The organism is Enterobacter sp. ODB01, assembly GCF_001623605.1.
Lineage (GTDB): Bacteria > Pseudomonadota > Gammaproteobacteria > Enterobacterales > Enterobacteriaceae > Enterobacter > Enterobacter kobei.
In genome coordinates this window covers 2,906,826-2,931,861 of record NZ_CP015227.1, presented here as the reverse complement: position 1 = coordinate 2,931,861, position 25,036 = coordinate 2,906,826, and the positions used below count along the sequence as shown (strand labels likewise).

Annotated in this window: 23 protein-coding genes; 13 read left to right on the top strand and 10 right to left on the bottom strand. The window is 57.4% G+C overall.

All coding sequences use genetic code 11. The features are described from left to right. Positions 1–169: 169 nt before the first annotated feature. Positions 170–2,548 carry a phosphoenolpyruvate synthase gene (gene ppsA, locus A4308_RS13965; protein WP_014883511.1) on the bottom strand — a complete coding sequence of 793 codons (2,379 nt, stop codon included), beginning with the start codon at positions 2,546–2,548 and terminating at the stop codon, positions 170–172. 335 nt (positions 2,549–2,883) lie between these two features. Here ppsA and ppsR point away from each other — a divergent pair, with 335 nt between their 5' ends. The 8 genes from ppsR (at position 2,884) to A4308_RS13925 (ending at position 11,014) form a co-directional block, all read left to right on the top strand. Next, a complete protein-coding gene (gene ppsR, locus A4308_RS13960; protein ID WP_014883510.1) occupies positions 2,884–3,717 on the top strand; it encodes a posphoenolpyruvate synthetase regulatory kinase/phosphorylase PpsR in 834 nt (277 codons plus the stop codon). Between the two features lie 152 nt (positions 3,718–3,869). Continuing rightward, positions 3,870–4,916, top strand: coding sequence for a 3-deoxy-7-phosphoheptulonate synthase AroH (gene aroH / locus A4308_RS13955; protein WP_045281996.1), 1,047 nt, complete (start codon positions 3,870–3,872; stop codon positions 4,914–4,916). A 208-nt stretch (positions 4,917–5,124) separates the two neighbouring features. Continuing rightward, complete coding sequence (hemP, locus tag A4308_RS13950; protein WP_032636863.1) at positions 5,125–5,313, top strand: hemin uptake protein HemP; 189 nt, start codon at positions 5,125–5,127, stop codon at positions 5,311–5,313. A gap of 72 nt (positions 5,314–5,385) precedes the next feature. Continuing rightward, the gene (locus A4308_RS13945) at positions 5,386–7,368 is read left to right on the top strand and encodes a TonB-dependent hemoglobin/transferrin/lactoferrin family receptor (protein ID WP_063308639.1); all 1,983 of its coding nucleotides are present in this window, start codon (positions 5,386–5,388) and stop codon (positions 7,366–7,368) included. Between the two features lie 35 nt (positions 7,369–7,403). After that, positions 7,404–8,432: a hemin-degrading factor gene (locus A4308_RS13940; RefSeq protein ID WP_045281802.1), complete on the top strand. Its 1,029-nt coding sequence runs from the start codon at positions 7,404–7,406 to the stop codon at positions 8,430–8,432. Beyond that, positions 8,429–9,250, top strand: a complete 822-nt coding sequence (locus A4308_RS13935; protein ID WP_045281801.1) for a heme/hemin ABC transporter substrate-binding protein — start codon at positions 8,429–8,431, stop codon at positions 9,248–9,250. The genes A4308_RS13940 and A4308_RS13935 overlap by 4 nt, the downstream gene beginning before the upstream one ends. Next, positions 9,250–10,242 carry a FecCD family ABC transporter permease gene (locus A4308_RS13930; protein WP_023332781.1) on the top strand — a complete coding sequence of 331 codons (993 nt, stop codon included), beginning with the start codon at positions 9,250–9,252 and terminating at the stop codon, positions 10,240–10,242. The genes A4308_RS13935 and A4308_RS13930 overlap by 1 nt, the downstream gene beginning before the upstream one ends. After that, positions 10,235–11,014, top strand: coding sequence for a heme ABC transporter ATP-binding protein (locus A4308_RS13925; protein ID WP_023332780.1), 780 nt, complete (start codon positions 10,235–10,237; stop codon positions 11,012–11,014). Before A4308_RS13930 ends, A4308_RS13925 begins: the two co-directional genes overlap by 8 nt. Here A4308_RS13925 and A4308_RS13920 read toward each other — a convergent pair. Then, positions 10,981–11,904, bottom strand: a complete 924-nt coding sequence (locus A4308_RS13920) for a LysR family transcriptional regulator (RefSeq protein WP_023332779.1) — start codon at positions 11,902–11,904, stop codon at positions 10,981–10,983. The genes A4308_RS13925 and A4308_RS13920 overlap by 34 nt on opposite strands. Before the next feature lie 140 nt (positions 11,905–12,044). Here A4308_RS13920 and A4308_RS13915 point away from each other — a divergent pair, with 140 nt between their 5' ends. The 5 genes from A4308_RS13915 to A4308_RS13895 are packed head-to-tail and all read left to right on the top strand — an operon-like array spanning position 12,045 to position 16,819. Beyond that, positions 12,045–12,752: a CoA transferase subunit A gene (locus A4308_RS13915; RefSeq protein WP_014883501.1), complete on the top strand. Its 708-nt coding sequence runs from the start codon at positions 12,045–12,047 to the stop codon at positions 12,750–12,752. 2 nt (positions 12,753–12,754) lie between these two features. Then, a complete protein-coding gene (locus A4308_RS13910) occupies positions 12,755–13,411 on the top strand; it encodes a 3-oxoacid CoA-transferase subunit B (RefSeq protein WP_014883500.1) in 657 nt (218 codons plus the stop codon). 9 nt (positions 13,412–13,420) lie between these two features. Continuing rightward, on the top strand, positions 13,421–14,602 hold the full coding sequence (locus A4308_RS13905; protein ID WP_023332778.1) for an acetyl-CoA C-acetyltransferase: 1,182 nt from the start codon (positions 13,421–13,423) through the stop codon (positions 14,600–14,602). A gap of 44 nt (positions 14,603–14,646) precedes the next feature. Then, a complete protein-coding gene (locus tag A4308_RS13900; RefSeq protein WP_023332777.1) occupies positions 14,647–16,038 on the top strand; it encodes a GntP family permease in 1,392 nt (463 codons plus the stop codon). A gap of 10 nt (positions 16,039–16,048) precedes the next feature. Then, positions 16,049–16,819, top strand: a complete 771-nt coding sequence (locus A4308_RS13895; RefSeq protein WP_023332776.1) for a 3-hydroxybutyrate dehydrogenase — start codon at positions 16,049–16,051, stop codon at positions 16,817–16,819. Between the two features lie 44 nt (positions 16,820–16,863). On the opposite strand, the gene selO is transcribed toward A4308_RS13895, so the two are convergent. The 8 genes from selO to pheT all read right to left on the bottom strand — a co-directional run bounded on the left by selO (position 16,864) and on the right by pheT (position 25,031). Continuing rightward, a complete protein-coding gene (selO, locus tag A4308_RS13890; RefSeq protein WP_045281800.1) occupies positions 16,864–18,306 on the bottom strand; it encodes a protein adenylyltransferase SelO in 1,443 nt (480 codons plus the stop codon). A 67-nt stretch (positions 18,307–18,373) separates the two neighbouring features. Continuing rightward, positions 18,374–19,084, bottom strand: a complete 711-nt coding sequence (locus A4308_RS13885; protein ID WP_045281799.1) for an EAL domain-containing protein — start codon at positions 19,082–19,084, stop codon at positions 18,374–18,376. A gap of 292 nt (positions 19,085–19,376) precedes the next feature. Then, entirely contained in the window at positions 19,377–19,841 is a 465-nt protein-coding gene (locus A4308_RS13880) for a C40 family peptidase (protein ID WP_014883495.1), read from the bottom strand. A 74-nt stretch (positions 19,842–19,915) separates the two neighbouring features. Beyond that, positions 19,916–20,671, bottom strand: a complete 756-nt coding sequence (btuD, locus tag A4308_RS13875; protein WP_023332773.1) for a vitamin B12 ABC transporter ATP-binding protein BtuD — start codon at positions 20,669–20,671, stop codon at positions 19,916–19,918. After that, the gene (locus tag A4308_RS13870; RefSeq protein WP_014883493.1) at positions 20,671–21,222 is read right to left on the bottom strand and encodes a glutathione peroxidase; all 552 of its coding nucleotides are present in this window, start codon (positions 21,220–21,222) and stop codon (positions 20,671–20,673) included. The genes btuD and A4308_RS13870 overlap by 1 nt, the downstream gene beginning before the upstream one ends. Positions 21,223–21,255: 33 nt before the next feature. Next, a complete protein-coding gene (btuC, locus tag A4308_RS13865) occupies positions 21,256–22,236 on the bottom strand; it encodes a vitamin B12 ABC transporter permease BtuC (RefSeq protein ID WP_014883492.1) in 981 nt (326 codons plus the stop codon). Positions 22,237–22,339: 103 nt separating this feature from the next. Then, the gene (gene ihfA, locus A4308_RS13860) at positions 22,340–22,639 is read right to left on the bottom strand and encodes an integration host factor subunit alpha (RefSeq protein WP_003857805.1); all 300 of its coding nucleotides are present in this window, start codon (positions 22,637–22,639) and stop codon (positions 22,340–22,342) included. A 4-nt stretch (positions 22,640–22,643) separates the two neighbouring features. Next, positions 22,644–25,031: a phenylalanine--tRNA ligase subunit beta gene (gene pheT, locus A4308_RS13855; protein WP_014883491.1), complete on the bottom strand. Its 2,388-nt coding sequence runs from the start codon at positions 25,029–25,031 to the stop codon at positions 22,644–22,646. Positions 25,032–25,036: the final 5 nt, after the last annotated feature.

Here is a 25,036-nt window from a genome sequence, read left to right as displayed (position 1 = left end):
TGCGCAGTAAGGCTCAAGTATTAGCAACGCTTTGCGCGCTAACAATTGTCTAAATTAACAGACAAATTATGATATTTGGTTTTTTACTTTATTTGTGATGGGGAGCAAATATGAAATGAAATAAAAAAGGCGAGGAATAATATCCTCGCCTTTTCGGGTCATGCTGGCGTTACTTGTTCAGTTCCGCCAGGCTCAGCCAGGTTTGCACCACGGTGTCCGGGTTCAGGGACAGGCTATCAATCCCCTCCTCCATCAGCCAGGCGGCAAAGTCTTCATGGTCAGAAGGACCCTGACCACAAATCCCGACGTATTTACCCTGTTTCTTCGCCGCACGGATGGACATGGAGAGCAGCGCTTTCACCGCCTCGTTACGCTCATCGAACAGCTCAGAGACCACGCCGGAGTCACGGTCCAGACCCAGCGTCAGCTGCGTCATGTCGTTCGAGCCGATAGAGAAGCCGTCAAAGTGCTCGAGGAACTGCTCGGCCAGCAGGGCGTTGGACGGGATCTCACACATCATGATGATCTTCAGTCCGTTTTCACCGCGCTTGAGCCCCTGACGCGCCAGCTCGTCCACTACCGCTTTCGCCTGATCCACCGTACGCACGAACGGGATCATGATTTCGACGTTGGTCAGCCCCATGTCGTTGCGCACGCGTTTCACCGCTTCACACTCCAGCGCGAAGCAGTCGCGGAAGCTGTCGGACACGTAGCGTCCGGCGCCGCGGAAGCCCAGCATTGGGTTCTCTTCTTCCGGCTCGTAGCGCTCACCGCCGACCAGGTTGGCGTATTCGTTTGACTTAAAGTCAGACAGACGCACGATCACGCGTTTCGGGTAGAACGCCGCGCCCAGCGTGGCGATCCCTTCGGTCAGACGGCCAACGTAGAACTCTTTCGGCGAGTCGTAGCCTTTCATCATCTCGCGGATTTCGTTCTGCAGTTTCGCGTCCTGGTCGTCAAACTCCAGCAGCGCACGCGGGTGCACGCCGATCATGCGGTTGATGATAAATTCCAGACGCGCCAGGCCAACGCCTTCGTTCGGCAGGCAGGCGAAGTCAAACGCACGGTCCGGGTTACCGACGTTCATCATAATTTTCAGCGGCAGATCCGGCATGGTATCCACGCTGGAGCTCTTCACGCTGAAGTCGAGGATATCGGCATACACGTAGCCCGTATCGCCTTCGGCACAGGAGACGGTTACGTTCTGTCCGTCCTTCATGCGTTCGGTTGCGTCACCGCAGCCGACAACCGCAGGAATACCCAGTTCGCGGGCAATGATCGCCGCATGGCAGGTACGACCGCCGCGGTTGGTGACGATGGCCGCCGCTTTCTTCATGATCGGTTCCCAGTCCGGGTCGGTCATGTCGGTCACCAGTACGTCGCCTGGCTCAATACGGTTCATCTCGCTGATGTCGTGGATCACTTTCACCGGACCGGCACCGATGCGGTGACCAATCGCGCGACCTTCCGCCACAATTTTGCCCTGGGCGTGCAGCGTATAACGCTCCATCACCTGACCGCGAGAACGGACGGTCTCCGGACGCGCCTGGACGATAAACAGCTTGCCGGTGTTCCCGTCTTTCGCCCATTCGATATCCATCGGACGGCCGTAGTGTTTTTCAATCTGCACCGCCTGCTTCGCCAGTTCCTGCACTTCGGCGTCGGTCAGGGAGAAGCGGTCGCGCTGCTCCTGCGGCACATCTTCAATCTTAACCTGCTTGCCATGCTCCTGAGTTGGGGCATAGATCATGCGGATTTTTTTCGAGCCCATGGTGCGGCGCACCACCGCCGGGCGACCCGCGGCCAGCGTAGGCTTGTGTACATAAAATTCGTCAGGGTTCACCGCGCCCTGCACCACCATCTCACCCAGGCCCCATGCAGAGGTGATGAACACCACCTGGTCGAACCCCGATTCGGTATCGATGGAGAACATCACGCCGGATGAGCCTACGTCTGAACGCACCATGCGCTGGACGCCAGCGGAGAGCGCGACGCCGCGATGGTCGTAGCCCTGGTGCACGCGATAGGAGATGGCGCGGTCGTTGAACAGGGAAGCAAATACGTGCTTCACGGCCACCAGCACCGCATCATAGCCCTGAACGTTCAGGAAGGTTTCCTGCTGCCCGGCGAACGACGCGTCCGGCATATCTTCTGCGGTTGCGGAAGAACGCACGGCAAAGGAGGCCTGCGCATCGTCAGCGGAGAGCTGGTTGTAAGCATCGTGAATGGCTTTTTCCAGTTCCGGCTGGAAAGGTGTGTCGATGATCCACTGGCGGATCTGCGCCCCGGCTTTAGCAAGCTCGGTCACATCATCAATATCCGTTTTATCCAGCAGGTCGTAAATGCGCTGGTTTACACCGCTCTGGTCTAAAAACAGGTTAAACGCATCGGCGGTTGTGGCAAACCCGTTTGGTACGGAAACACCCATACCGGACAGATTTGTAATCATTTCACCCAGGGAGGCATTTTTGCCCCCAACTCTGTCTACATCATTCATGCCGAGTTGGTTATACCAAAGCACCAGCGGTGACGAGCCATTGTTGGACATCGAAACAATCCTTTTGTGATATTTGATCGGAGTAAGTAACACCTGACTACGTATTTATACTGGCATATTTATTTGCGCTAAAAAAACGGTGAATCGTGTAAGCAATTTAAATTTTCAACTTTTCGGATAGTTTCCCACCAGCGATTAACCCGATGATTCCTCTATATTCAGCCGTTAACCACAAAAATAAAGTCGCTATTTGAAAAATGAAATCCACTTTTCAGGAAAATCAAAAACAGTGTTTCATTCATAATTAGGATAAGTTCTTTGCTGTGTAAATTACTTTTTTAATTTATGCTTTCAGACAATTACGTATGATATTCAGGGTGGGTAAAATGGATAATGCTGTCGATCGTCACGTTTTTTATATTTCTGATGGTACGGCGATCACCGCCGAGGTGCTGGGCCACGCGGTCATGTCGCAGTTCCCCGTATCGATTAACAGCATCACGCTGCCGTTCGTGGAAAATGAGAGCCGCGCCAAAGCGGTGAAGGACCAGATCGACGCCATCTACCAGCAGACCGGCGTCCGTCCGCTGGTGTTCTACTCCATCGTTATCCCCGAAATTCGCCACATCATTTTGCAAAGCGAGGGCTTCTGCCAGGATATCGTCCAGGCGCTGGTGGCCCCGCTCCAGAGCGAGCTGAAGCTTGACCCGACGCCTATCGCCCACCGTACCCATGGGCTGAACCCTGGCAACCTGACCAAATACGATGCGCGTATTGCCGCCATCGACTACACCCTGGCGCATGATGATGGTATTTCTCTGCGCAATCTCGACCAGGCACAGGTGATTTTACTTGGCGTGTCGCGTTGCGGTAAAACGCCGACCAGCCTCTATCTGGCGATGCAGTTCGGCATTCGCGCCGCCAACTACCCCTTTATTGCCGACGACATGGATAACCTGGTGCTGCCTGCTGCGCTCAAGCCGCTGCAGCACAAACTGTTCGGACTAACGATTAACCCGGAGCGTCTGGCCGCGATCCGCGAAGAGCGCCGCGAGAACAGCCGCTACGCCTCCATGCGCCAGTGCCGCATGGAGGTCTCCGAAGTGGAAGCGCTGTACCGCAAAAACCAGATCCCGTGGCTGAACAGCACTAACTATTCGGTAGAAGAGATCGCCACCAAAATTCTCGACATCATGGGACTTAATCGTCGAATGTACTAATATGCTAGTACATTAACTCAGATTCGGGTATCATCCTCTGCAACAACGGGGCGGTATCGCCCCGAACTTGAAATCAGCAGGGATTGGTTTAATGTGATGCCCATCACTTCCCGGTAGTCTGCCGATGAAGCAAAAATTTTCTGAGACAAATCATGAATAAAACCGACGAACTCCGCACGGCGCGCATTGACAGCCTGGTCACTCCGGCTGAACTGGCTCAGCGGCACCCCGTTTCCGCCGCGGTTGCGGAATATGTTACGGCCTCCCGCCGACGTATTGAAAAAATCCTGAACGGTGAAGACAAGCGTCTTCTGGTCGTGATTGGCCCTTGCTCTATCCACGATTTGGATGCAGCACTGGATTATGCCAAACGCCTTCAGGGACTGCGGGATAAGTATCAGCATCGCCTTGAAATTGTGATGCGCACCTACTTTGAAAAACCGCGTACCGTGGTGGGCTGGAAAGGGCTGATTTCCGATCCCGATCTCAACGGCAGCTATCGTGTGAATCACGGTATCGAACTGGCACGCAAGCTGCTGCTCCAGGTCAACGAGCTGGGCGTCCCAACGGCGACTGAATTTCTCGATATGGTGACCGGGCAATTTATTGCCGATTTGATCAGCTGGGGCGCGATCGGCGCACGCACCACTGAAAGCCAGATCCACCGCGAGATGGCCTCCGCCCTCTCCTGTCCGGTCGGCTTTAAAAACGGGACCGATGGCAACACCCGTATCGCTGTTGACGCGATCCGCGCCTCGCGTGCCAGCCACATGTTCCTGTCGCCGGATAAAAGTGGTCATATGACTATCTACCAGACCAGCGGTAACCCTTACGGGCACATCATTATGCGTGGCGGGAAGAAACCCAATTACCATGCCGACGATATCGCCGCCGCGTGCGAAACACTGGCCGAATTCGATCTGCCGGAACATCTGGTGGTGGACTTTAGCCACGGTAACTGCCAGAAGCAGCACCGCCGCCAGCTGGACGTTTGCGATGAAATTTGCCAGCAGATCCGCAGCGGTTCAACCGCCATCGCGGGTATTATGGCCGAAAGCTTTATCAAGGAAGGCACGCAGAAAATCGTTGCCGGACAGCAGATGGTGTACGGCCAGTCAATCACCGATCCGTGCCTGAGCTGGGAAGACAGCGAACTGCTGCTGGAAAAGCTGGCGTCTGCGATAGATACGCGCTTCTGACCCCCGCCGGGTGGCGCTGCGCTTACCCGGCCTACGGTTCGTGCCCTTCTCCCTCTCCCTGTGGGAGAGGGTCGGGGTGAGGGCATCAGACCGCACCTTCCCCCAAAATTTGATCCCGTCACATTATTTTCACAAAAACGCTTGCCGTGAAATTGCAGTTTATTGATAATGATTATCATTGTTACATTGATTGTTATTTATAAACATTATGTCACCTACGGATAACCGCGCGGCAACGCCAGCAAAAACACACACAGCGCCCGCCCCTGCCTCCACCGATCGTCGCATCGACAGCAAAAGCCTGCTGGGTGATGAGGGGCGGGTGATTATCGAGCATGCCGGCCAGCACTACCTGCTGCGCCAGACGAATGCCGGAAAATTGATCCTCACAAAATAAACCAAAACATTCGCCAGCCACCCAGGTGATCCCCAGGCAGCCAGCGCTTTCGATTCTTTATGGAGAGTTGCTATGCCACACCTGCATACCGCATGTTTACGCCCGTCACTTCTGGCGCTGGCGATTGTCAGTACCCTGCCGGGCGTCGCGTTTGCTGCCGCAGATGAAATAACCGTCACCGCTACCGGCAACGCCCGTAGCGCCTTCGAAGCCCCAATGATGGTGAGCGTGATTGACGCCGCTGCCCCGGAAAAACAGACCGCCAGCTCTGCCGCCGACCTGCTGCGTAACGTGCCAGGCCTGACGCTGGACGGCACCGGCCGCACCAACGGTCAGGACGTTAATCTGCGCGGTTATGACCGACGCGGCGTGCTGGTGCTATTTGACGGCGTGCGTCAGGGTACCGACACCGGACACCTCAACAGCACGTTCCTCGACCCGGCGCTGATCAAACGTATCGAAGTTGTGCGCGGTCCGTCGGCGCTGCTCTACGGCAGCGGTGCGCTGGGTGGCGTGATTTCCTATGACACCGTTGACGCCAGAGATCTCCTGGAACCGGGCAAAAACAGCGGTTACCGCGTATTTGGTACCGGTGCGACAGGCGATCATAGCCTCGGGATGGGGGCCAGCGCCTATGGCCGCACCGATACGCTTGACGGTCTGGTGTCATGGTCCAGCCGTGACCGCGGCGATATCCGCCAGAGCGACGGCAAGCGTGCCCCAAACGACGAATCCATTAATAACATGCTGGCGAAAGGCAGCTGGAAAATCGACCCGGCTCAGACGTTAAGCGGCTCCCTGCGCTACTACAACAACGCCGCGCAGGAGCCGAAAAACCCGCAAACCCCCGATGCCACCAGCAGCAACCCCATCACCGACCGCTCCACCATCCAGCGTGATGCACTGCTGGGTTACCGTCTGGCGCCGGAAGGGAACGACTGGCTGAACGCCGATGCAAAAGTTTACTGGTCAGAGGTGCGCATAAATGCCCAGAACATCGACAGCACCGGTGAGTTCCGCAAGCAGACCACCAAAGGCGGCAAAGTAGAAAACCGTACCCGCCTGTTCGGCGACACCTTTGCCTCTCACCTTTTGACCTACGGCGGGGAATATTATCGTCAGGAACAACGTCCGGGTGGCACCACCACCGGCTTCCCGGAGGCGAAAATCGACTTTAGCTCCGGCTGGCTGCAGGATGAAATCACCCTGCGCGATCTGCCTGTTACCCTGCTGGGCGGCACGCGCTATGACAACTATCGGGGTAGCAGCGAGGGCTACGACGACGTGGATGCCGACAAGTGGTCCTCCCGCGCCGGGTTAACCGTCAGCCCTACCGACTGGCTGATGCTGTTTGGCTCTTACGCTCAGGCCTTCCGCGCCCCGACCATGGGCGAGATGTATAACGACGCCAAACACTTCTCCATCGGCAGTTTCTACACTAACTACTGGGTGCCTAACCCGAACCTGCGCCCGGAAACCAACGAAACGCAGGAGTTTGGTTTTGGCCTGCGCTTTGACGACCTGATGCTCGCCAACGACGGGCTGGAGTTCAAGGCCAGCTATTTCGATACCAAAGCCAAAGATTACATCTCCACCACCGTCAATTTTGCCGCGGCGACCACCATGTCGTACAACGTTCCGAACGCCAAAATCTGGGGCTGGGACGTGATGGCAAAATACTCGGCCGACCTGTTTAACCTCGATCTGGCCTATAACCGCACGCGCGGAAAAGATACCGATACCGGCGAGTACATCTCCAGCATCAACCCGGACACCGTCACCAGCAGGCTGGATATTCCGGTGGCGCAAAGCGGCTTCTCCGTGGGCTGGATCGGCACCTTTGTCGATCGTTCAACCCATGTCAGCAGCAGTTACAGCAAACAGCCGGGCTATGCGGTCAACGACATCTACATCAGCTATAAGGGCCAGGAGCAGCTAAAGGGCATCACCACCACGCTGGTGCTGGGTAACGCCTTCGACAAGGAGTACTGGTCTCCTCAGGGTATTCCGCAGGACGGTCGTAACGGCAAGATTTTTGTGAGTTATCAGTGGTAATTCCCCGCGGGGAAACTATTCAGAAGGAAAAGACAATGGATCACTACACGCGCTGGCTGGCGCTAAAAGAAGAAAACCCGGGTAAGTATGCGCGCGATATTGCAGGGTTAATGAACCTCAGTGAAGCAGAACTGACCTTTGCGCGCGTGGGTCATGATGCCTGGCGACTGCGCGGTGAAATTCGCGAGATCTTAGGCGCGCTTGAAGCCGTAGGGGAAACAAAATGCATCTGCCGCAACGACTACGCCGTTCACGAACAGTCAGGCAGCTTCACCCATCAGCACCTGAACGGCCACGCCGGGCTGGTGTTGAACCCGCGCGGACTGGATCTGCGCCTGTTCCTCAACCAGTGGGCAAGCGCGTTTCATCTCAGCGAAACCACCGCACGCGGCGAGCGGCAGAGCATTCAGTTTTTTGATCATCAGGGTGATGCCGTACTGAAAGTTTACACCACGGACAACACCGACCTCGCCGCCTGGGCTGACGTGTTGACCCGCTTTATCTTTGCCGATAACCCGCCGCTTGAGCTGAAGGTTGCCGAGACCCCGCTGTATGCCGAAAATGCAGATGCCGCCCTCGTGGACAAAGCGTGGCGTGCGATGACTGACGTGCACCAGTTCTTCGGCCTGCTGAAACGCCACAACCTCAGCCGCCAGCAGGCATTTCGCCTGGTGGGCGACGACCTCGCCTGCCAGGTTGAAAACAATGCGCTGGCACTGCTGCTGGAAACCGCGCGCCAGCACGGCAACGAAATCATGATCTTCGTGGGTAACCGCGGCTGCGTGCAGATCTTCACCGGCGCGGTGGAGAAAGTCGTGCCGTTGAAAGGCTGGCTGAACATCTTTAACCCCACCTTTACCCTGCATCTGCTGGAGGAAACGATTGCGGAGAGCTGGGTCACGCGCAAACCGACTGCAGACGGTCACGTCACCAGCCTGGAACTGTTTGCCGCAGACGGCACGCAAATTGCCCAACTCTATGGTCAGCGTACGGAAGGCGAGCCGGAGCAGAGCCAGTGGCGTAGCCAGATTGATGCCCTGACGCCAAAAGGGCTGGCCGCATGAAAACGTGGTTTGCCCTGCTGACCGCCCTGCCGCTGGTGGCGTTTGCCGCCGCGCAGGAGAAAATTGTCACCCTTGGCGGCGACGTCACGGAGATTGTTTATGCGCTTGGCGCGGACTCTTCGCTGGTCGCACGCGACAGTACCAGCCAGTGGCCGCAGGCAGCGAACGCGCTCCCGGACGTGGGCTATTTGCGCCAGCTTAACGCCGAAGGGATTTTGTCCATGCGTCCCACGCTGGTGCTGGCCAGCGACCAGGCGCAGCCGTCTCTGGCGTTAAAGCAGGTTGAACGCAGTCACGTCAGGGTGATTACCGTTCCTGGCCGCAACGATCTGAGCGTCATTGACGAAAAGATCCGCATTATTGCCGAGGCCACCCACCGTGAAGCGCAGGGAGAGAGCCTGCGCCGCTCGCTACGTCAGGCGGTGGCGGCTCTGCCCGCAGAACCGCTCAACAAGCGGGTGCTGTTTATCCTCAACCACGGGGGAATGACCGCCATGGCCGCCGGACAGCAAACCGGCGCCGATGCCGCCATTCGTGCCGCCGGGTTGCAGAACGCGATGCAGGGTTTCACGCGGTATCAGCCACTGTCGCAGGAAGGGATTATTGCCAGCCAGCCCGACCTGGTGGTGATTTCGCAGGACGGCGTGAACGCGCTGGGTGGCGAGGCGAATCTGTGGAAGCTGCCCGGACTGGCGCAAACCCCGGCGGGACGGCACAAACAGCTGCTGGCGATTGATGACATGGCGCTGCTGGGTTTCAGCGTGCGCACGCCGGAAGCCATCCGGCAGTTGCGTGTTAAAGCGGAGCAACTGCCCTGATGTCCCGGCGGATCGCACTGTCGCTGTGGATGCTGGCCGCAATTCTGAGCATCATGACCCTTACGGCAACAGGCTTTGGAGCATTGCCTCTGCCGGTCAGCCTGCTGTGGAACGGCAGCGATGAGGCGATGCGTCAGATCTGGCTGACCATTCGCCTGCCCCGCGTGCTGCTGGCGCTGGTGATTGGCGGCGCGCTGGCGCTGGCCGGGTGCGTGATGCAGGGACTGTTCCGCAACCCGCTGGCAGACCCGGGTTTGCTTGGGATCAGCAGCGGCGCGGCGCTGGCGGTCGCGCTGTGGGTGGTTATTCCTGTCACGTTGCCGGCCCTGATGATGCTTTACGCCCCGATGGTTGCGGCATTCCTCGGCGCGCTGGCTGCAACCGTTGTGATCTTCCTGCTCAGCCAGCAGCGTCACGGTTCCCTGTCCCGTTTACTGCTGGTGGGGATCGCCATCAACGCCCTGTGCGGCGCGGCCGTCGGTCTCCTTTCCTGGCTTAGCAACGATGCGCAGCTTCGCCAGCTTTCGCTCTGGGGAATGGGCAGCCTCGGGCAGGCGCAGTGGTCCACCCTGCTTGCGGTGACCTCGCTGATGGTGCCTGCGGTTCTGATTATCTGGCGGCTGGCTGGCCCACTCAATTTGCTGCAGCTGGGTGATGAAGAGGCGCACTATCTCGGGGTGGATGTTGCCCGGGTACAGCGGATCCTGCTGCTGTGCAGCGCCCTGCTGGTCGCTGCGGCGGTGGCCATCAGCGGCGTGATTGGCTTTGTTGGCCTTGTGGTCCCACACCTGATGCGTATGTGGCTAGGGGCCGACCACCGGGCCGCGATCCCCGGCTCGGTGCTGGCCGGAGCGTTACTGCTGCTGGCTGCCGATACGCTGGCGCGCACTCTGGTCACCCCGGCGGAAATGCCCGTTGGGTTGTTGACCAGCCTTCTCGGTGCGCCGTGGTTCCTGTGGCTTATCTTTCGTCGTGGAGGTGCGCATGGCTGAACGCTATTGTGCGGAAAACCTGGTCTTTCACGCCGGGCAACGGACGCTGATCGACGATGTTTCACTGACCTTATCTCAGGGTGAGCTGGTCGCGTTGATTGGCCCTAACGGTGCCGGGAAATCGACATTATTACGGCTGCTGACCGGCTATCTCACACCCGCAAGCGGGCGGTGCAGTCTGGCAGGCACGCCGCTTGCGGACTGGCCAACGGAGACCCTCGCCTGCTACCGGGCAGTGATGCGTCAAAATACGCAGCCCGGATTCGACTGGCCGGTGGAAGCCGTGGTCGGTATGGGGCGCGCCCCCTGGACGCGCTCCCCTGAGGCGTCAGTGGTTGAGGAGGTCATGGCGATCACAGGCTGTTTACCCCTGGCGGGCAGACGCTATTCGGCACTCTCCGGAGGCGAGCAGCAACGGATCCAGCTCACTCGGGCACTGGCCCAACTCTGGTGCGACGGCGCCCCACGCGGCTGGCTGTTTCTTGATGAACCGACCTCCGCACTGGATCTCTTCCACCAGCAACATCTGCTGCGCCTGATGAAAACCCTGACCCGTCGGGGGCATCTCCACGTCTGCGTGGTTCTGCACGATCTTAATCTGGCGGCACTGTGGGCGGATCGTATCCTGCTGCTGCATAACGGGAGGCTGGTCTCCCGGGGGGCACCGGAGGACGTTTTGCAGGCCGGGACGCTGGCGCGCTGGTATGGCGCGCAGGTGCTGGTCGGCAGCCATCCGGCTCATGCCGTGCCGCAGGTGTTCCTCGCTCCCTGAGTGGGGTGATAAAAATCCTTCAGCGTTTCCAGCAGGGCATGCGCCGCTTTAGAGAGCTGCGTGTGCCCGGGATGGATCACCCCGATGCACTTTTCAATGGGCGGGTTATCCAGCGGAATACAGACCGCGCCCAGGGAAGCCATCTGCGCCTCGCAGAGCGCCGGCACGGCGCTGCCACCCAGCCCGCTGGCGACCATGCGCCCTACCGTCACCAGTTGATGACTCTCCAGCGCCACGTCCAGCTTTCTGCCGCTCCGCGCCAGCTCCTCCTCCATCATCAGACGTACCGCCGAAGGGCGCTGCAGGGTGATGAAATCCAGCGTCAGCAACTCCTCCCATGCCAGGCGCTTTTTTCCCGCAAGCGCGGAATCTTTCGGCACAATGGCGACAAACCTGTCCAGCCCCAGCGGCGTAAACAGCAGGTTATGCGTGGGTGCCGGCTCAAAGGCAATCCCCATCTCAACCCGCCCTTCCCGCACCATCTCAATCACCTGCTCGTTGATGACATCATGCACGGTGACGTTGACCCCGGCATGGCGATCGCGAAACGCTTTCAGCACTTCCGGTAAAACGTTGGCGGCAAACGACGGCATCGCCGCGACCGAGATTTTGCCGCGCTGGAGCGTAAAACACTGGTGCATTGCCTCTTCCACGTTATCCCAGTCGGCCAGCAGCTGCCGCGCCATCGGCAGAAATGTTTCTCCCTCCTGCGTGAGGGCAACCTTGCGCGTGCTCCGCTGCAACAGCGGCCCACCGAGCGCATCTTCCAGGCTTTTAATCGTCAGGCTCAGCGCTGGCTGGGAAAGATTTAAGCGTTCGCTGGCGTGCGCGAAATTGAGAGTGTGAGCTACCGCTAAAAACGCGCGTAACTGTTTGACACTCATTCTCATTTTTCATCCTGTTAACTAATTGAAAAAATTTAGTTAACAGGAAATTAATAAGAAATCCAAATGAGTGGGTCACAAATTCAAAATTAACAAATGAGTCGCCACCCCTAATGATACCGGCACGGTTAACGGGAGGGATGACTATGGCAGGACTGGATAAGCGCGTCAGCAGCTATGCGCAGGCGCTGGATGGGCTGACGGACGGCATGACCTTGCTGGCGGGCGGCTTCGGGCTGTGCGGTATTCCTGAGAACCTGATTGCAGAGGTTCGACGCCGTCAGGTGAAAGATCTGACGGTCGTGTCGAACAACTGCGGCGTGGATGGTTTCGGTCTGGGGATACTGCTCGAAACGCGCCAGGTTCGCAAAGTGGTGGCGTCTTACGTCGGCGAGAACGCGCTGTTTGAGCAGCAGGTACTGAGCGGGGAACTGGCAATCGAACTTACTCCGCAGGGGACGCTGGCAGAAAAGGTCCGCGCGGGCGGGGCCGGTATTCCGGCGTTTTATACGGCTACCGGTTATGGCACCCCCGTGGCAGCGGGCAAAGATGTGCGCCAGTTTGGCGGTAAAAATTACATTCTTGAAGAGGCCATTACCGGTGATTTCGCGCTGGTTAAGGGCTGGAAAGCGGACTGGTACGGCAACGTTATCTATCGCCATACCGCGCAAAATTTTAATCCACTGATGGCAACGGCGGGCCGAATCACGGTTGTGGAGGTGGAAGAGATTGTTCCGCCGGGTGAACTGCCTCCGTCGGCTATTCATACGCCGGGAATTTACGTCGACAGGCTGATTGTCGGCCAGTTTGAAAAACGCATTGAACAGCGCACGCTGCGCGCGCAAGGAGTCTGACGATGTTAACCCGAGAACAGATGGCGATGCGCGTTGCCCGCGAACTGCGCGACGGGTATTACGTCAACCTGGGGATCGGCATCCCTACGCTGGTGGCGAATTATATTCCCCCGGAAATGGACGTGATGCTGCAGTCGGAAAACGGTCTGCTCGGAATGGGGGCTTTTCCCGATGAGCAGAGCCTTGATGCCGACATGATCAACGCCGGTAAACAGACGGTCACTGCGCGGACCGGCGCGGCCATTTTCGACTCGGCCCAGTCGTTTGCCATGATCCGCGGCGGCCATGTGGATCTGACCGTGCTGGGCGCATTTGAAGTCGATGTCGAGGGCAACATTGCCTCGTGGATGATCCCCGGAAAGATGGTGAAAGGGATGGGTGGCGCGATGGATCTCGTTGCCGGGGCGCAGAACATCATTGTGGTGATGACCCACGCTGCAAAAAACGGTGACTCCAAACTGCTGCCGCGCTGCACGCTGCCGCTCACCGGTGTGGGCTGCATCCGTCGGGTCCTGACCGATCTCGCGTTGCTGGAGATAGCGGACGGCGCGTTCATCCTGCGGGAGTACGCCCCGGGTGTCGGTATCGACGAGATTGTCCGTAAAACGGCCGGAAAAATCATTGTGGCGGACGACGTTCGCGAGATGCGCTTCAACTGAGGACTCAACATGAAAAAGGTCATGATTGTCGGGGCAACGCGAACCCCCATTGGCAGTTTTCGCGGATCGCTCTCGCCCCTTTCAGCCGTTGAGCTGGGTGCCGTCACGGTACAGCGTCTGCTGGAGAGCAGCGGCCTTCACCCAGAGCAAATAGACGAACTGGTTTTCGGTCAGGTGCTGACGGCCGGGTGCGGGCAAAACCCCGCCCGCCAGACGGCCATCACTGCCGGATTACCCGTCAGCACCCCGGCGACAACGGTCAATCTGGTGTGCGGCGCGGGGTTGAAAGCGGTACAGCTCGCCGCCCAGGCAATCCGCTGCGGTGACGCAGACGTGGTTATCGCTGGCGGTCAGGAGAGCATGAGTAACGCCCCGTATCTGCTGGATGGCGCACGTTCAGGGCTGCGTTTTGGGCATACGGGCCTGCAGGACAGCATGATTACCGACGGCCTGTGGGACGCATTCAACGATTACCACATGGGCATCACCGCGGAAAACGTCGCCCGTGAGTACGGCATTTCCCGCGAGCAACAGGATGCCTTCGCCTTCCGGTCACAGCAAAAGGCGGCGTCCGCCATTGAGACTGGTCGGTTTGACGCCGAGATAGCGCCAGTGACGGTGAAACAGGGCAAACGTGCGCCACAGATTGTCCGCCATGATGAACAGCCACGCCCGGAAACCACCGCCGGGCAGCTTGCACAGCTCCGCCCCGCATTTTTGCATGACGAGGGCACGATCACGGCGGGGAACGCCTCCACCCTTAACGATGGGGCCGCCGCGGTACTGCTGATGAGCGAGGAAAAGGCGCGGGAAAGCGGGTTACCTGTCCTTGGCCACATTGTGAGTTACGCCGTGACGGGCGTTGATCCGTCGATGATGGGCATCGGCCCGGTCAGCGCCTGTCGGACGGCGCTGGCGCGGGCGGGCTGGACGCTCGACGACGTCGATCTCATTGAAGCCAACGAAGCCTTTGCCGCACAGGCACTGGCGGTGGGCAAAGAGCTTGGCTGGGATGAACAGAACGTCAACGTTAACGGTGGCGCCATCGCCCTGGGCCATCCGATTGGCGCATCCGGCTGTCGCATCCTGGTGACCCTGCTCCATGAAATGCAGCGCCGGGGGGTAACAAAGGGACTTGCCACCCTGTGCGTTGGCGGCGGACAAGGCATTGCCCTGACCGTTGAGCGTTAAACCTCTCGTTGGTACCCGAATAATAATTAAAGTAAGGAGTCGTAATGAGTGTGTTAATAGCCCTGGCGGCGCTGGGATTACTGATGCTGGCGGCCTACCGCGGATACAGCGTGATTTTGTTTGCGCCGATTGCGGCGCTTGGTGCCGTGCTGCTGACCGATCCGGGTGCCGTCGGCCCGACGTTTACTGGCCTGTTTATGGAAAAGATGGTCGGCTTCGTTAAACTCTATTTCCCGGTGTTCCTGCTGGGGGCGGTGTTTGGCAAGCTGATTGAGCTTTCCGGTTTTTCACGATCCATCGTTGCCGCCGCGATCCAGATCCTCGGTCGTCGGCACGCTATCCCCGTGATAGTCCTGGTGTGTGCGCTGTTAACCTACGGCGGCGTGTCGCTGTTCGTGGTGGCATTTGCGGTGTACCCGTTTGCCGCCGAACTGTTCCGCCAGAGCGGCATTCCTAAACGGTTAATCCCCGCTACCGTGGCGCTGGGGGCGTTCTCGTTTACCATGGACGCCCTGCCCGGCACACCGCAAATCCAGAACATTATTCCCACCAGCTTCTTTGGCACTAACGCCTGGGCGGCCCCGTGGCTGGGTCTTATCGGCTCTCTGTTTATTATCTTCTTTGGCCTGCTCTGGCTGGAGCGGCAGCGGCGTAAGGCGATCAATAACAATGAAGGTTATGGCGCGGACCTGAAAAACGAACCTGAAACGCCGGACAATATTCATCTCCCGCATCCGCTGATTGCTCTCTCCCCGCTGCTGGTCGTGGGCATACTGAACCTGCTGTTTACCCGCTGGATCCCCGGCTGGTACGGTACGAGTCATGAGCTTACCCTGCCAGGACTGGTGAAACCGATTGTGACCGAGGTGAGCAAGATCACCGCCATCTGGGCCGTGGAGGCGGCGCTGATCTCCGGTATTGTGCTGGTGTTGATTTTTGGTTTTCGCAATATCCGGGGACGTCTGGCAGAAGGCAGCCGAACGGCGGTGAGCGGCGCCATCCTCGCGGCGATGAATACCGCCTCGGAATACGGTTTCGGCGCGGTTATCGCCGCCCTGCCCGGTTTTCTGGTGTTATCTAAAGCGCTGTCTGCCATCCCGAACCCGTTGCTGAACGAAGCCATCAGCGTGACCGTTCTCGCCGGGATCACCGGCTCAGCGTCCGGCGGAATGAGTATTGCCCTTGCGGCCATGGCGGACACCTTTGTTGCTGCCGCCCACGCGGCCAAAATCCCGCTTGAGGTGTTGCACCGCGTGGCGTCAATGGCAAGCGGCGGGATGGATACGCTTCCCCATAACGGGGCGGTGATTACCTTGCTGGCCATCACCGGCCTGAGCCATCGTCAGGCCTACGGCGGCATTTTCGCTATCACTATCATTAAAAGCCTGGCAGTGCTTTTTGTCATTGCCGTGTTCTATCTGACCGGCATTGTGTAAGGAGAGAAAAATGAATCTGAACGGTAAAATCGCCCTGGTGACCGGCTCGACAAGCGGCATTGGCCTGGGGATCGCTCGCGTGCTGGCGAAATCAGGGGCGCAGTTGATTCTCAACGGTTTCGGTGACAGCGGATCAGCGCGAGAAGAAATTGCACAACTGGGCAAAAAGCCGGGCTACCACGATGCCGACCTGCGTGACGTGTTGCAGATTGAAGCCATGATGCGCTACGCCGAATCGCAGTTTGGCGGCGTGGATATTCTTGTTAACAATGCCGGGATACAGCATGTGGCTCCGGTGGAGACCTTCCCGGTGGAGAAATGGAACGACATTATCGCCATTAACCTTTCTGCGGTGTTTCACACCAGCCGGCTGGCGTTGCCCGCCATGCGTGAACAAAACTGGGGACGCATCATTAATATCGCCTCCGTTCACGGGCTGGTTGCGTCGAAAGAGAAGTCCGCCTACGTTGCCGCCAAGCATGGCGTGGTGGGCTTTACCAAATCCCTGGCGCTGGAAACCGCACGCACCGGCGTGACCGCCAATGCCCTCTGCCCGGGGTGGGTGCTGACCCCGCTGGTACAACAGCAAATCGATAAGCGCATCGCGGATGGCGTCCCGCCGGAACTGGCGCAAGACCAGCTTCTCGGGGAAAAGCAGCCTTCAGGTGAATTTGTCACCCCGGAGCAGTTGGGCGAACTGGCGCTGTTTTTATGCAGCGACAGCGCCGTTAACGTTCGCGGCGCCGCGTGGAATATGGATGGCGGCTGGGTGGCACAGTGAGTTTCTGGCCGGGTAAGGCGAAGCCGCTACCCGGCCAGAAATGTTTAACTTGAGCAACTCACTTCCAGCCGTTTGCCCCAGTCTGGCGGGCGGCTGATATAGTCATCATCCCGGTCGGCAAACGGCGTGCGCAACGCCAGGTGCAGACGGTGCAACTCGTCATACTCTCCCTGCTCTGCCTGTTCAATCGCCCGCTGCGCCAGCCAGTTGCGCAACACCATCGCGGGATTCGTCGCGTTCATCTGCGTCTGACGGGCGGCGTCATCGACCTGTTCCTGCTGCAAGCGGGAGCGGTAACGTGCAAACCAGTCGTCAAAGGCCTGCCTGTCAATAAACTCGTCGCGCAGCGGCGATGCAGCACTGTGCTGCTCCGTCTGGCCCAGCATCCGGAAAGTGCGGGTATAATCACTCCCCTCACGCGCCATCAGTGCAAACAGATCGTTCAGGATCTCGTTATCCCCTTTCTCCTGGGTCATCAGCCCCAGCTTGTTGCGCATCAGCGTGCCATATTCTCGCAGCAAAACGTCCTGATAGCTGTCGAGTGCATCATTCAGGGCATCGACATCCATAAACGGCGACAATGTTTGCGCAAACCGCTGCAGGTTCCATAGCCCAACCGCTGGCTGGTTGTCAAAACTGTAACGTCCCTGATAGTCAGAGTGGTTGCAGATATAACCCGGCTGATAATCATCCAGAAAACCAAACGGCCCATAATCAAAGGTCAGCCCGAGGAGCGACATATTGTCAGTGTTCATTACCCCATGAGCAAAGCCCACCGTTTGCCAGCGAGCAATCATCCTGGCGGTACGGGCGACCACGTCCCGGAACCAGAGAACGTATTTATCAGCCTCATCCTGCAAATGCGCCCAATGGCGACGAATAGCGTAGTCCGCGAGCTGACGAACCTTGTCCGTCTCACGACGATAGTAAAAGTGCTCAAAATGGCCAAAGCGCAGATGGCTTTGTGCGATACGCATCAGCATCGCCCCTTTTTCTACCGTTTCGCGCATAACCGGCGTGTCGCTGGTGACAATCGACAGCGCGCGCGTGGTGGGGATCCCCAGAGCATGCATGGCTTCAGAGGACAGGCATTCACGTATTGTTGAACGTAATACTGCGCGGCCATCGCCCATCCGAGAATAAGGGGTAAGACCTGCACCTTTCAGATGCCAGTCAACCGTCTCTCCGTTGGAAAGCTGTTGTTCACCCAGCAGGATCCCCCTGCCGTCGCCCAGCTGTCCCGCCCAGACGCCAAACTGGTGTCCGCTATAGACCTGGGCAAGGGGTTGCATACCGGGCAGAAGCGTTTCGCCTCCCCAGACGCCCGCGCCCCCGGAAGGCTTAAACATCTCAGGCGGAACGGCCAGTTCATCGGCCAGCCGGTCGTTGTGCCAGATAAGACGTGAATTGTGTAACGGTGTGGGTTTGAGTGCGGTGTAAAAGCCAGGCAACTCGTCATGCCAGTGAGCAGTAAAAGACAGGGTCATAAGTCCTCCTGCTTTTAGTGTAGAGGGTTTGCCCGAACTTAAACACGGGCGAAAGACAGGGTTATCGCTACTGAACCAGCGTCGTGACGTGCTCCGCCGGGACAGCGGGCCACAGCGTGCCCTGCATGGCGCCAAAATTGAAGGACAAGACGCGTTGCAGCAGACCGTGGTCGTCAATACCGGAGACGATCACCGACTGGCAGTGCGGCGTTATTTGCCAGAGGATAGCGCGCATAAAAGGTTCGAAAGAGAGCTCCGAAGCCCGCTGCTGGATGAAACCTTTATCGAGAATCACCCGTTTAAATAATCCATCATAGACAGCTTTGAGCGATGCCGCGCCTGCACCAAAGTTTGCGAGGACCAGGGGGAAATGGATCGCCATTCTCGCCAGTTGCAGATCATCCTTTCCGTTATTTAAACCTGGATAATTCTCATTAACAGTAAACTCAAGAAAAGGATACCGCTCAAGAATTGAAACAGCATTCCCATTACTTAATAAAAATTCAACAATAGCCGGTGTAATATTGATCCATGCAATTAACTGATGCTGAATAAAAAACAGTTTACAGGTATCAAGCAATTGCAGTTTTTCGTTAAACAGCGTTAACTCTTCTGCCGCTGAAAGCCGGGGGATAACGAGCTCAGTGGGGATCCTCACATCGGTGCCGACGCCAGTAAAGTTAACCAGAACCTCTAAACCTTTAAGCTCGCCAGCACTATTACGTGCAGGCAAAAGCATCAGTTCAGACTGGTATGCATTATCTAGCGTAATCATCATTGCACTCGCCCCGCATTAAAGATGAGAGAGGACATCCTGGAGCAATTGCCGACACAATTCCACTGTCTTGATTTTAATAAGTTTAATTTCATTAGTTCCGTATTAATTTTCAGATTTATCCCTGAATCTAAAATAATCTTATCCTGGTTACAGAGTAATAGCCAGTTTTAGATAAAACAGACACATAAGGATGACGCTAATTTTAGGTAAATTTAACTTTAATCAGCTTATTCAAGAAAAACCGGCATGATTTAATAGTTACCCTGCCGGCAGTGAGACGTGTTCGGGCAGATTAAATACGTCGTGCCTGCCAGAAATTTTTACGCCAGTAAACATTATCCAGAGAAGAGCGCATCACACCACGGCTTGTTGAGGCATGAATAAACTGGTTGTCCGTGTCATAAATGCCGACATGCAGGCCACTTTCTCCCGAACCGGTTTTGAAAAAGACCAGGTCTCCCGGCAGCAGATCGTCTTTATCAATTTCAGTCCCAATTTCAGCCTGCTTGCGCGTTTCGCGCGGAAGCTGTAAATCAAACTTGTCACGAAACGTCATCAGCACAAAACCAGAGCAGTCCACCCCGCCGCGACTCATACCGCCGTAGCGATAAGGCGTCCCGCGCCAGTTGCTCAGCTGGTCGTTCAGACTGGCAATGACGGTGATAGAATCTGAAAGCCGCGGATTAGGCGGCGGTGCACGATGGCTGCTGCATCCCGCAAGAAAGAGTGCCGCCACCAGGATAAACCAGAATCGCATTTTCAGACGAATCCTCTGCTTTTATTGTTCTTTCGGTAATTTAGCGCGCAAGTGCGTTAACAGGCAAGAAACGGTTACTCCTGCCCCGTAGAAATCAGCATCTTATGTCCCTCGATATCCAGCCTGCGGAACGACATGTTATAGGCACGTGCCAGATGTGGCGGCGTAAGAACCTGGTCCCGCGCGCCGCTGGCAATCATCCTGCCGCGCGACAGTAGCCACACCCGATGGGCATGGCGCAACGTATGGTTAAGGTCGTGGCTGCTCATCACCACGGCAATACCTTTCCGGCTCAACGCGCTTAACAGCGAATCCAGCGCCGCCTGCTGGGCGACATCCAGACCACTCATGGGTTCGTCCAGGAGCAACATCCGCCCGTGAGGGTTGCCTGCGGGGTGGATCTGCAGAATGACCGCCGCCAGACGCACTCGCTGCCATTCACCGCCGGAAAGCTGGCTGGCATGGCGGGGCAGTTTATCTTCCAGTCCTAACGCCGCCGCCACCTCCGTAAGCAGTGCCGTATTCTGTTTGTCGTGCAAATGCAGCATCAGATAATGCCAGACCGGCATCGCAAACGGCGGCACCTGCTGCTGCACCAGATAGCTGCGCCGGTGGGCCAGCGAGCCGGGAGACCAGTCAGCAAGAGGATGTTCCAGCAGTGTGATCTGCCCGGGCCCGGTGGTCAGCCCTGCCATCCGCGCCAGCAGCGTGCTTTTTCCCGCGCCGTTTGGCCCAACCAGATGCAGGATTTCCCCCGCATTGATAGCGCCGGTCATCGGCTCCAGACGCCCCTTCTCGGCGACGTCCGTGAGCTGCATCAGCAGTGACATTATTTTGCCAGCGCCAGCTTGATCGATTCCATGACAATCGGATCCTCAGGCGTCATATCCGGCGAGAAGCGCTGAACGACCTGGCCGTCGCGACCGATCAGGAATTTTTCGAAGTTCCACAGAATATCGTCCGGATAGAGCGGCGCGCGGCCTTTGCTGGCCATACGCTCGTAAAAACCACTGCCCTCAGGCGCAACGGCCTTCGGCGCGGCAGCAATCAGCTTCGCGTACAGCGGATGGCGATCTTCGCCGTTAACATCAATTTTGCTGAACATCGGGAACGTTACGCCATAGGTGGTGCTGCAGAAGGTTTTGATCTCTTCTTCGCTGCCCGGCTCCTGGCCCAGGAACTGGTTGCACGGGAAGCCCAGCACGGTGAAACCGTCTTTCTCCCAGGCTTTCTGAATGTTCTCCAGCTGTTCGTACTGTGGCGTCAGGCCGCATTTGGACGCCACGTTGACGATAAGCAACACGTTGCCTTTGTAGCTTTCCAGCGTGGTTTTCTCGCCATCAATGGTCGTCACTTCGGTATTCAGGATATCAGTCTGCATAGCATTCCCTCAGGTTGTCTTATGGGTCGTTTTTTAACGTCCGGATTTTAATAGTAGCCAGATAAAGACTGGCGCGCCCAGCGTGGCGGTTACCACACCAATCGGTAACTCCGCGGCTGTCAGGGCAAGACGAGCGATGATATCAGCCACCAGCAGCGTGACGGCTCCGGCCACGGCCGAAGCCGGAAGCAAGGTTCGATGGTCCGTGAAGCCACACAGACGCAGCATATGCGGGATAACCAACCCGATAAAACCAATCGCTCCCGCCAGCGCCACGCTCACGCCCACCAGCCAACCGATGGCAATGACCAGCACGTTACGCCAGAACGCCATCGGCATGCCGAGCTGACGTGCTGAGATCTCCCCCAGCGCGAGCATGTTCAGCGGCTGCGCCTGCAGGGCTGCCCATACAATTCCAGGCACCAGAAGTGCCATCAGCCAGCCCTGATGCCAGTCAACGCCACCAAAGCCGCCCATCATCCAGTACATCAGCTGACGCAAGTCAAAGGAGGTCGAGAAGTATACCGCCCAGGTCATTAGCGCGCTGCAGATGATCCCCAGCGCAACCCCGGCAAGCAGCAGGCGGCTGGTCGACAAGTGGCGTCTGGCAAAGCGAAGCAGGATGATGGTGATCAGTAATGCGCCGAAAATGGCGCTGAGGCTAATACTCCATCCGGAGAGTTCTCCTCCGCCCAGCATTACCGCCGCAATCAGCCCGACGCCTGCACCGTTCGACACCCCGAGCAGCCCGGGTTCCGCCAGCGGGTTTTCAAACAGCGCCTGCATAACGGTACCTGACAGCGCCAGTGCAGCACCGACCAGCATCACCGCCACGGTGCGCGGCAGACGAATTTGCCAGACGAAGAGTTGCCCGTCAGGCCCCAGCCAGCGTTCGGGCCCAATCCAGCTGTCGCCCGCGCAGAGGCTGATACCCGCGGCGACAATCAGCAACAGCGCCAGCAATAGCAGGCGACGTCGGTCGGAACGGTGTTGGCGATGAGCATAATCAAGCATGAGCGTGGTTTTATTAGCGTGTGATGTCTTTGATTTTACGGTCGGTTTGCCAGAGAGCGCAAAGAAAAAAGGCCGCGTGGGCGGCCTTTTTGGTTAGTTCATATTACTCTGCTTTGGGCGTTGCGTTTTCGACACGGCTTTTTAACTTCTGGCCGGGTCTGAAGGTCACCACGCGGCGGGCTGTAATGGGAATATCTTCCCCCGTCTTCGGGTTACGGCCCGGACGTTGGTTTTTGTCTCGCAAATCAAAATTGCCAAAACCGGAGAGTTTTACCTGCTCACCATTTTCCAGAGCACGACGGATCTCTTCGAAAAACAGCTCTACCAGCTCTTTGGCATCCCGTTTGCTAAGCCCAAGCTTATCAAACAGATATTCTGACATTTCAGCTTTTGTAAGCGCCATAGGTTCAATCCCTCAATGATGCCTGGAATCGCTCTTTTAATGCCTCTACACATTTGGCGACGGTAGCGGCAATCTCCTCTTCTTCGAGTGTACGGCTGGTATCCTGAAGGATAAGGCTGATAGCGAGGCTCTTGAAACCTTCTGCTACGCCCTTGCCGCGGTACACGTCAAATAAGTTTACGCCAACTACCTGATTTACGCCAACTTTCTTACATTCGGCCAAAATATCTGCTGCGGGAACGTTTTCCGCGACCACAACCGCGATATCACGGCGGTTCGCCGGGAAGCGGGAGACGTCCTGCGCCTGAGGAATGACGCGGTCTGCAACCGGGCTCCACTCCAGCTCAAACACGATGGTACGGCCGTTCAGGTCCAGCTTACGCTCCAGCTCAGGATGAACAACACCAATGAAACCAATGCGTTTGCCGTCTAAATAGATCGCCGCACTCTGGCCCGGATGCAGGGCTGGAATCGCTTCTGCACGGAATTCAATTTCAGATAATTTACCGGTCAGATCCAGAATGGCTTCCAGATCGCCTTTCATATCGTAGAAATCAACCGTACCTTTTGCCAGGTCCCAGTGCTCTTCATAACGGTTGCCACTGATAGCACCAGCCAGCATGAGATCCTGACGGATGCCTAAATTTGCCTGATTATCCGGTACAAAGCGCAAACCGCTTTCGAAAATTCGCACGCGGTTTTGCTGGCGATTCTGGTTGTAAACGATAGTGCCCAGCAGCCCGGTCCACAGGGACAGACGCATTGCGGACATTTCGCTGGAGATTGGGCTTGGCAGGATCAACGCCTCCTCGCCCGGGTGGATCAGTTGCTGCAGCTTAGGATCAACAAAGCTGTAGGTGATCACTTCCTGGTAGCCTTTGTCGTTAAGCATGGTTTTCACACGCTTCAGGGACAGGTCGGCTTCACGATGGGTACCCATCACCAGACCGGCCTGAACGGGCTCGTCCGGGATGTTGTTGTAGCCGTATACGCGGGCCACTTCTTCCACCAGATCTTCTTCGATTTCCATGTCAAAACGCCAGGATGGCGCAACGGCTTTCCACTCGTCCTGACCTTCGGTCACTTCACAGCCCAGACGCGTCAGAATGTCGGTCACCTGGGCATCGGCAACATGATGACCAATCAGGCGATCGAGCTTGCTGCGGCGCAGGGTAATGGTTGCGCGTTTCGGCAGCGTCGCTTCGTGAGTGACATCGATAACCGGACCGGCTTCACCGCCGCAGATGTCGATCAGCAGGCGAGTCGCTCGCTCCATCGCTTTGTACTGCAGCGCAGGGTCAACGCCACGCTCGTAGCGGTGAGACGCATCGGTGTGCAGGCCATGACGGCGTGCGCGACCGGTGATAGAGAGCGGGCTGAAGAAGGCGCATTCCAGCAGGACGTTTTGCGTTTCGTCATTTACCCCAGAGTGTTCGCCACCGAAGATACCGCCCATCGCCAGCGCTTTGCTGTGGTCAGCAATCACCAGCGTATCCGCGTTCAGCTTCGCTTCGGTGCCGTCAAGCAGAACCAGGGTTTCGCCCTCTTTTGCCATACGGACAACAATACCGCCTTCGATACGATCTTTATCGAACGCATGCATTGGCTGACCCAGTTCCAGCAGAACGTAGTTGGTGACATCAACCACCGCGTCGATAGAGCGAATGCCGCAGCGGCGCAGTTTCTCTTTCATCCACAGTGGTGTTGGCGCTTTCACGTTGATGCCTTTTACCACGCGGCCGAGGTAGCGTGGGCAAGCATCCGCGGCGTCAACCTGAATAGGCAGTACGTCACTGATGGTCGCTTCTACCGGTACGATCTCCGGCGCGTTCAGTTCGGTCTGGTTCAGCACGGCCACGTCGCGCGCCACGCCGATGATACCTAAGCAATCAGCGCGGTTTGGCGTAACGCTGATCTCGATGGTGTTGTCATCAAGCTTCAGGTATTCGCGGATATCGGTGCCAATTGGCGCATCCAGCGGCAGCTCAATGATGCCGTTGTGATCGTCGGAAATACCCAGCTCGGAGAAGGAGCACAGCATACCTTCAGAAGGCTCACCGCGCAGTTTAGCCGCTTTAATTTTGAAATCACCCGGCAGTACCGCACCCACGGTTGCCACGGCGACTTTCAGGCCCTGACGGCAGTTTGGCGCACCGCAAACGATGTCCAGCAGGCGGTCGCCGCCGACATTCACTTTTGTCACGCGCAGTTTGTCGGCGTTCGGATGCTGGCCGCACTCGACCACTTCACCGACCACGACGCCGGTGAAGGCACCGGAAACCGGCTCAACGCCGTCAACTTCCAGGCCCGCCATGGTGATCTGGTCAGACAGCGCGTCGCTGTCCAGCGTGGTATTGACCCATTCGCGTAACCACAGTTCACTGAATTTCATTGTTC

Bases quoted from the DNA above. Each gene is read 5' to 3' on its own strand.
- ppsA (WP_014883511.1), bottom strand. From the start codon at position 2,548: ATGTCCAACAATGGCTCGTCACCGCTGGTGCTTTGGTATAACCAACTC.
- A4308_RS13900 (WP_023332777.1), top strand. From the start codon at position 14,647: ATGAGTGTGTTAATAGCCCTGGCGGCGCTGGGATTACTGATGCTGGCG.
- A4308_RS13920 (WP_023332779.1), bottom strand. From the start codon at position 11,904: ATGAGAATGAGTGTCAAACAGTTACGCGCGTTTTTAGCGGTAGCTCAC.
- A4308_RS13930 (WP_023332781.1), top strand. From the start codon at position 9,250: ATGTCCCGGCGGATCGCACTGTCGCTGTGGATGCTGGCCGCAATTCTG.
- A4308_RS13895 (WP_023332776.1), top strand. From the start codon at position 16,049: ATGAATCTGAACGGTAAAATCGCCCTGGTGACCGGCTCGACAAGCGGC.
- ppsR (WP_014883510.1), top strand. From the start codon at position 2,884: ATGGATAATGCTGTCGATCGTCACGTTTTTTATATTTCTGATGGTACG.
- A4308_RS13915 (WP_014883501.1), top strand. From the start codon at position 12,045: ATGGCAGGACTGGATAAGCGCGTCAGCAGCTATGCGCAGGCGCTGGAT.
- hemP (WP_032636863.1), top strand. From the start codon at position 5,125: ATGTCACCTACGGATAACCGCGCGGCAACGCCAGCAAAAACACACACA.
- A4308_RS13945 (WP_063308639.1), top strand. From the start codon at position 5,386: ATGCCACACCTGCATACCGCATGTTTACGCCCGTCACTTCTGGCGCTG.
- A4308_RS13870 (WP_014883493.1), bottom strand. From the start codon at position 21,222: ATGCAGACTGATATCCTGAATACCGAAGTGACGACCATTGATGGCGAG.
- btuC (WP_014883492.1), bottom strand. From the start codon at position 22,236: ATGCTTGATTATGCTCATCGCCAACACCGTTCCGACCGACGTCGCCTG.
- A4308_RS13880 (WP_014883495.1), bottom strand. From the start codon at position 19,841: ATGCGATTCTGGTTTATCCTGGTGGCGGCACTCTTTCTTGCGGGATGC.
- A4308_RS13905 (WP_023332778.1), top strand. From the start codon at position 13,421: ATGAAAAAGGTCATGATTGTCGGGGCAACGCGAACCCCCATTGGCAGT.
- A4308_RS13940 (WP_045281802.1), top strand. From the start codon at position 7,404: ATGGATCACTACACGCGCTGGCTGGCGCTAAAAGAAGAAAACCCGGGT.
- aroH (WP_045281996.1), top strand. From the start codon at position 3,870: ATGAATAAAACCGACGAACTCCGCACGGCGCGCATTGACAGCCTGGTC.
- A4308_RS13925 (WP_023332780.1), top strand. From the start codon at position 10,235: ATGGCTGAACGCTATTGTGCGGAAAACCTGGTCTTTCACGCCGGGCAA.
- A4308_RS13935 (WP_045281801.1), top strand. From the start codon at position 8,429: ATGAAAACGTGGTTTGCCCTGCTGACCGCCCTGCCGCTGGTGGCGTTT.
- A4308_RS13910 (WP_014883500.1), top strand. From the start codon at position 12,755: ATGTTAACCCGAGAACAGATGGCGATGCGCGTTGCCCGCGAACTGCGC.
- ihfA (WP_003857805.1), bottom strand. From the start codon at position 22,639: ATGGCGCTTACAAAAGCTGAAATGTCAGAATATCTGTTTGATAAGCTT.
- btuD (WP_023332773.1), bottom strand. From the start codon at position 20,671: ATGTCACTGCTGATGCAGCTCACGGACGTCGCCGAGAAGGGGCGTCTG.
- selO (WP_045281800.1), bottom strand. From the start codon at position 18,306: ATGACCCTGTCTTTTACTGCTCACTGGCATGACGAGTTGCCTGGCTTT.
- A4308_RS13885 (WP_045281799.1), bottom strand. From the start codon at position 19,084: ATGATGATTACGCTAGATAATGCATACCAGTCTGAACTGATGCTTTTG.
- pheT (WP_014883491.1), bottom strand. From the start codon at position 25,031: ATGAAATTCAGTGAACTGTGGTTACGCGAATGGGTCAATACCACGCTG.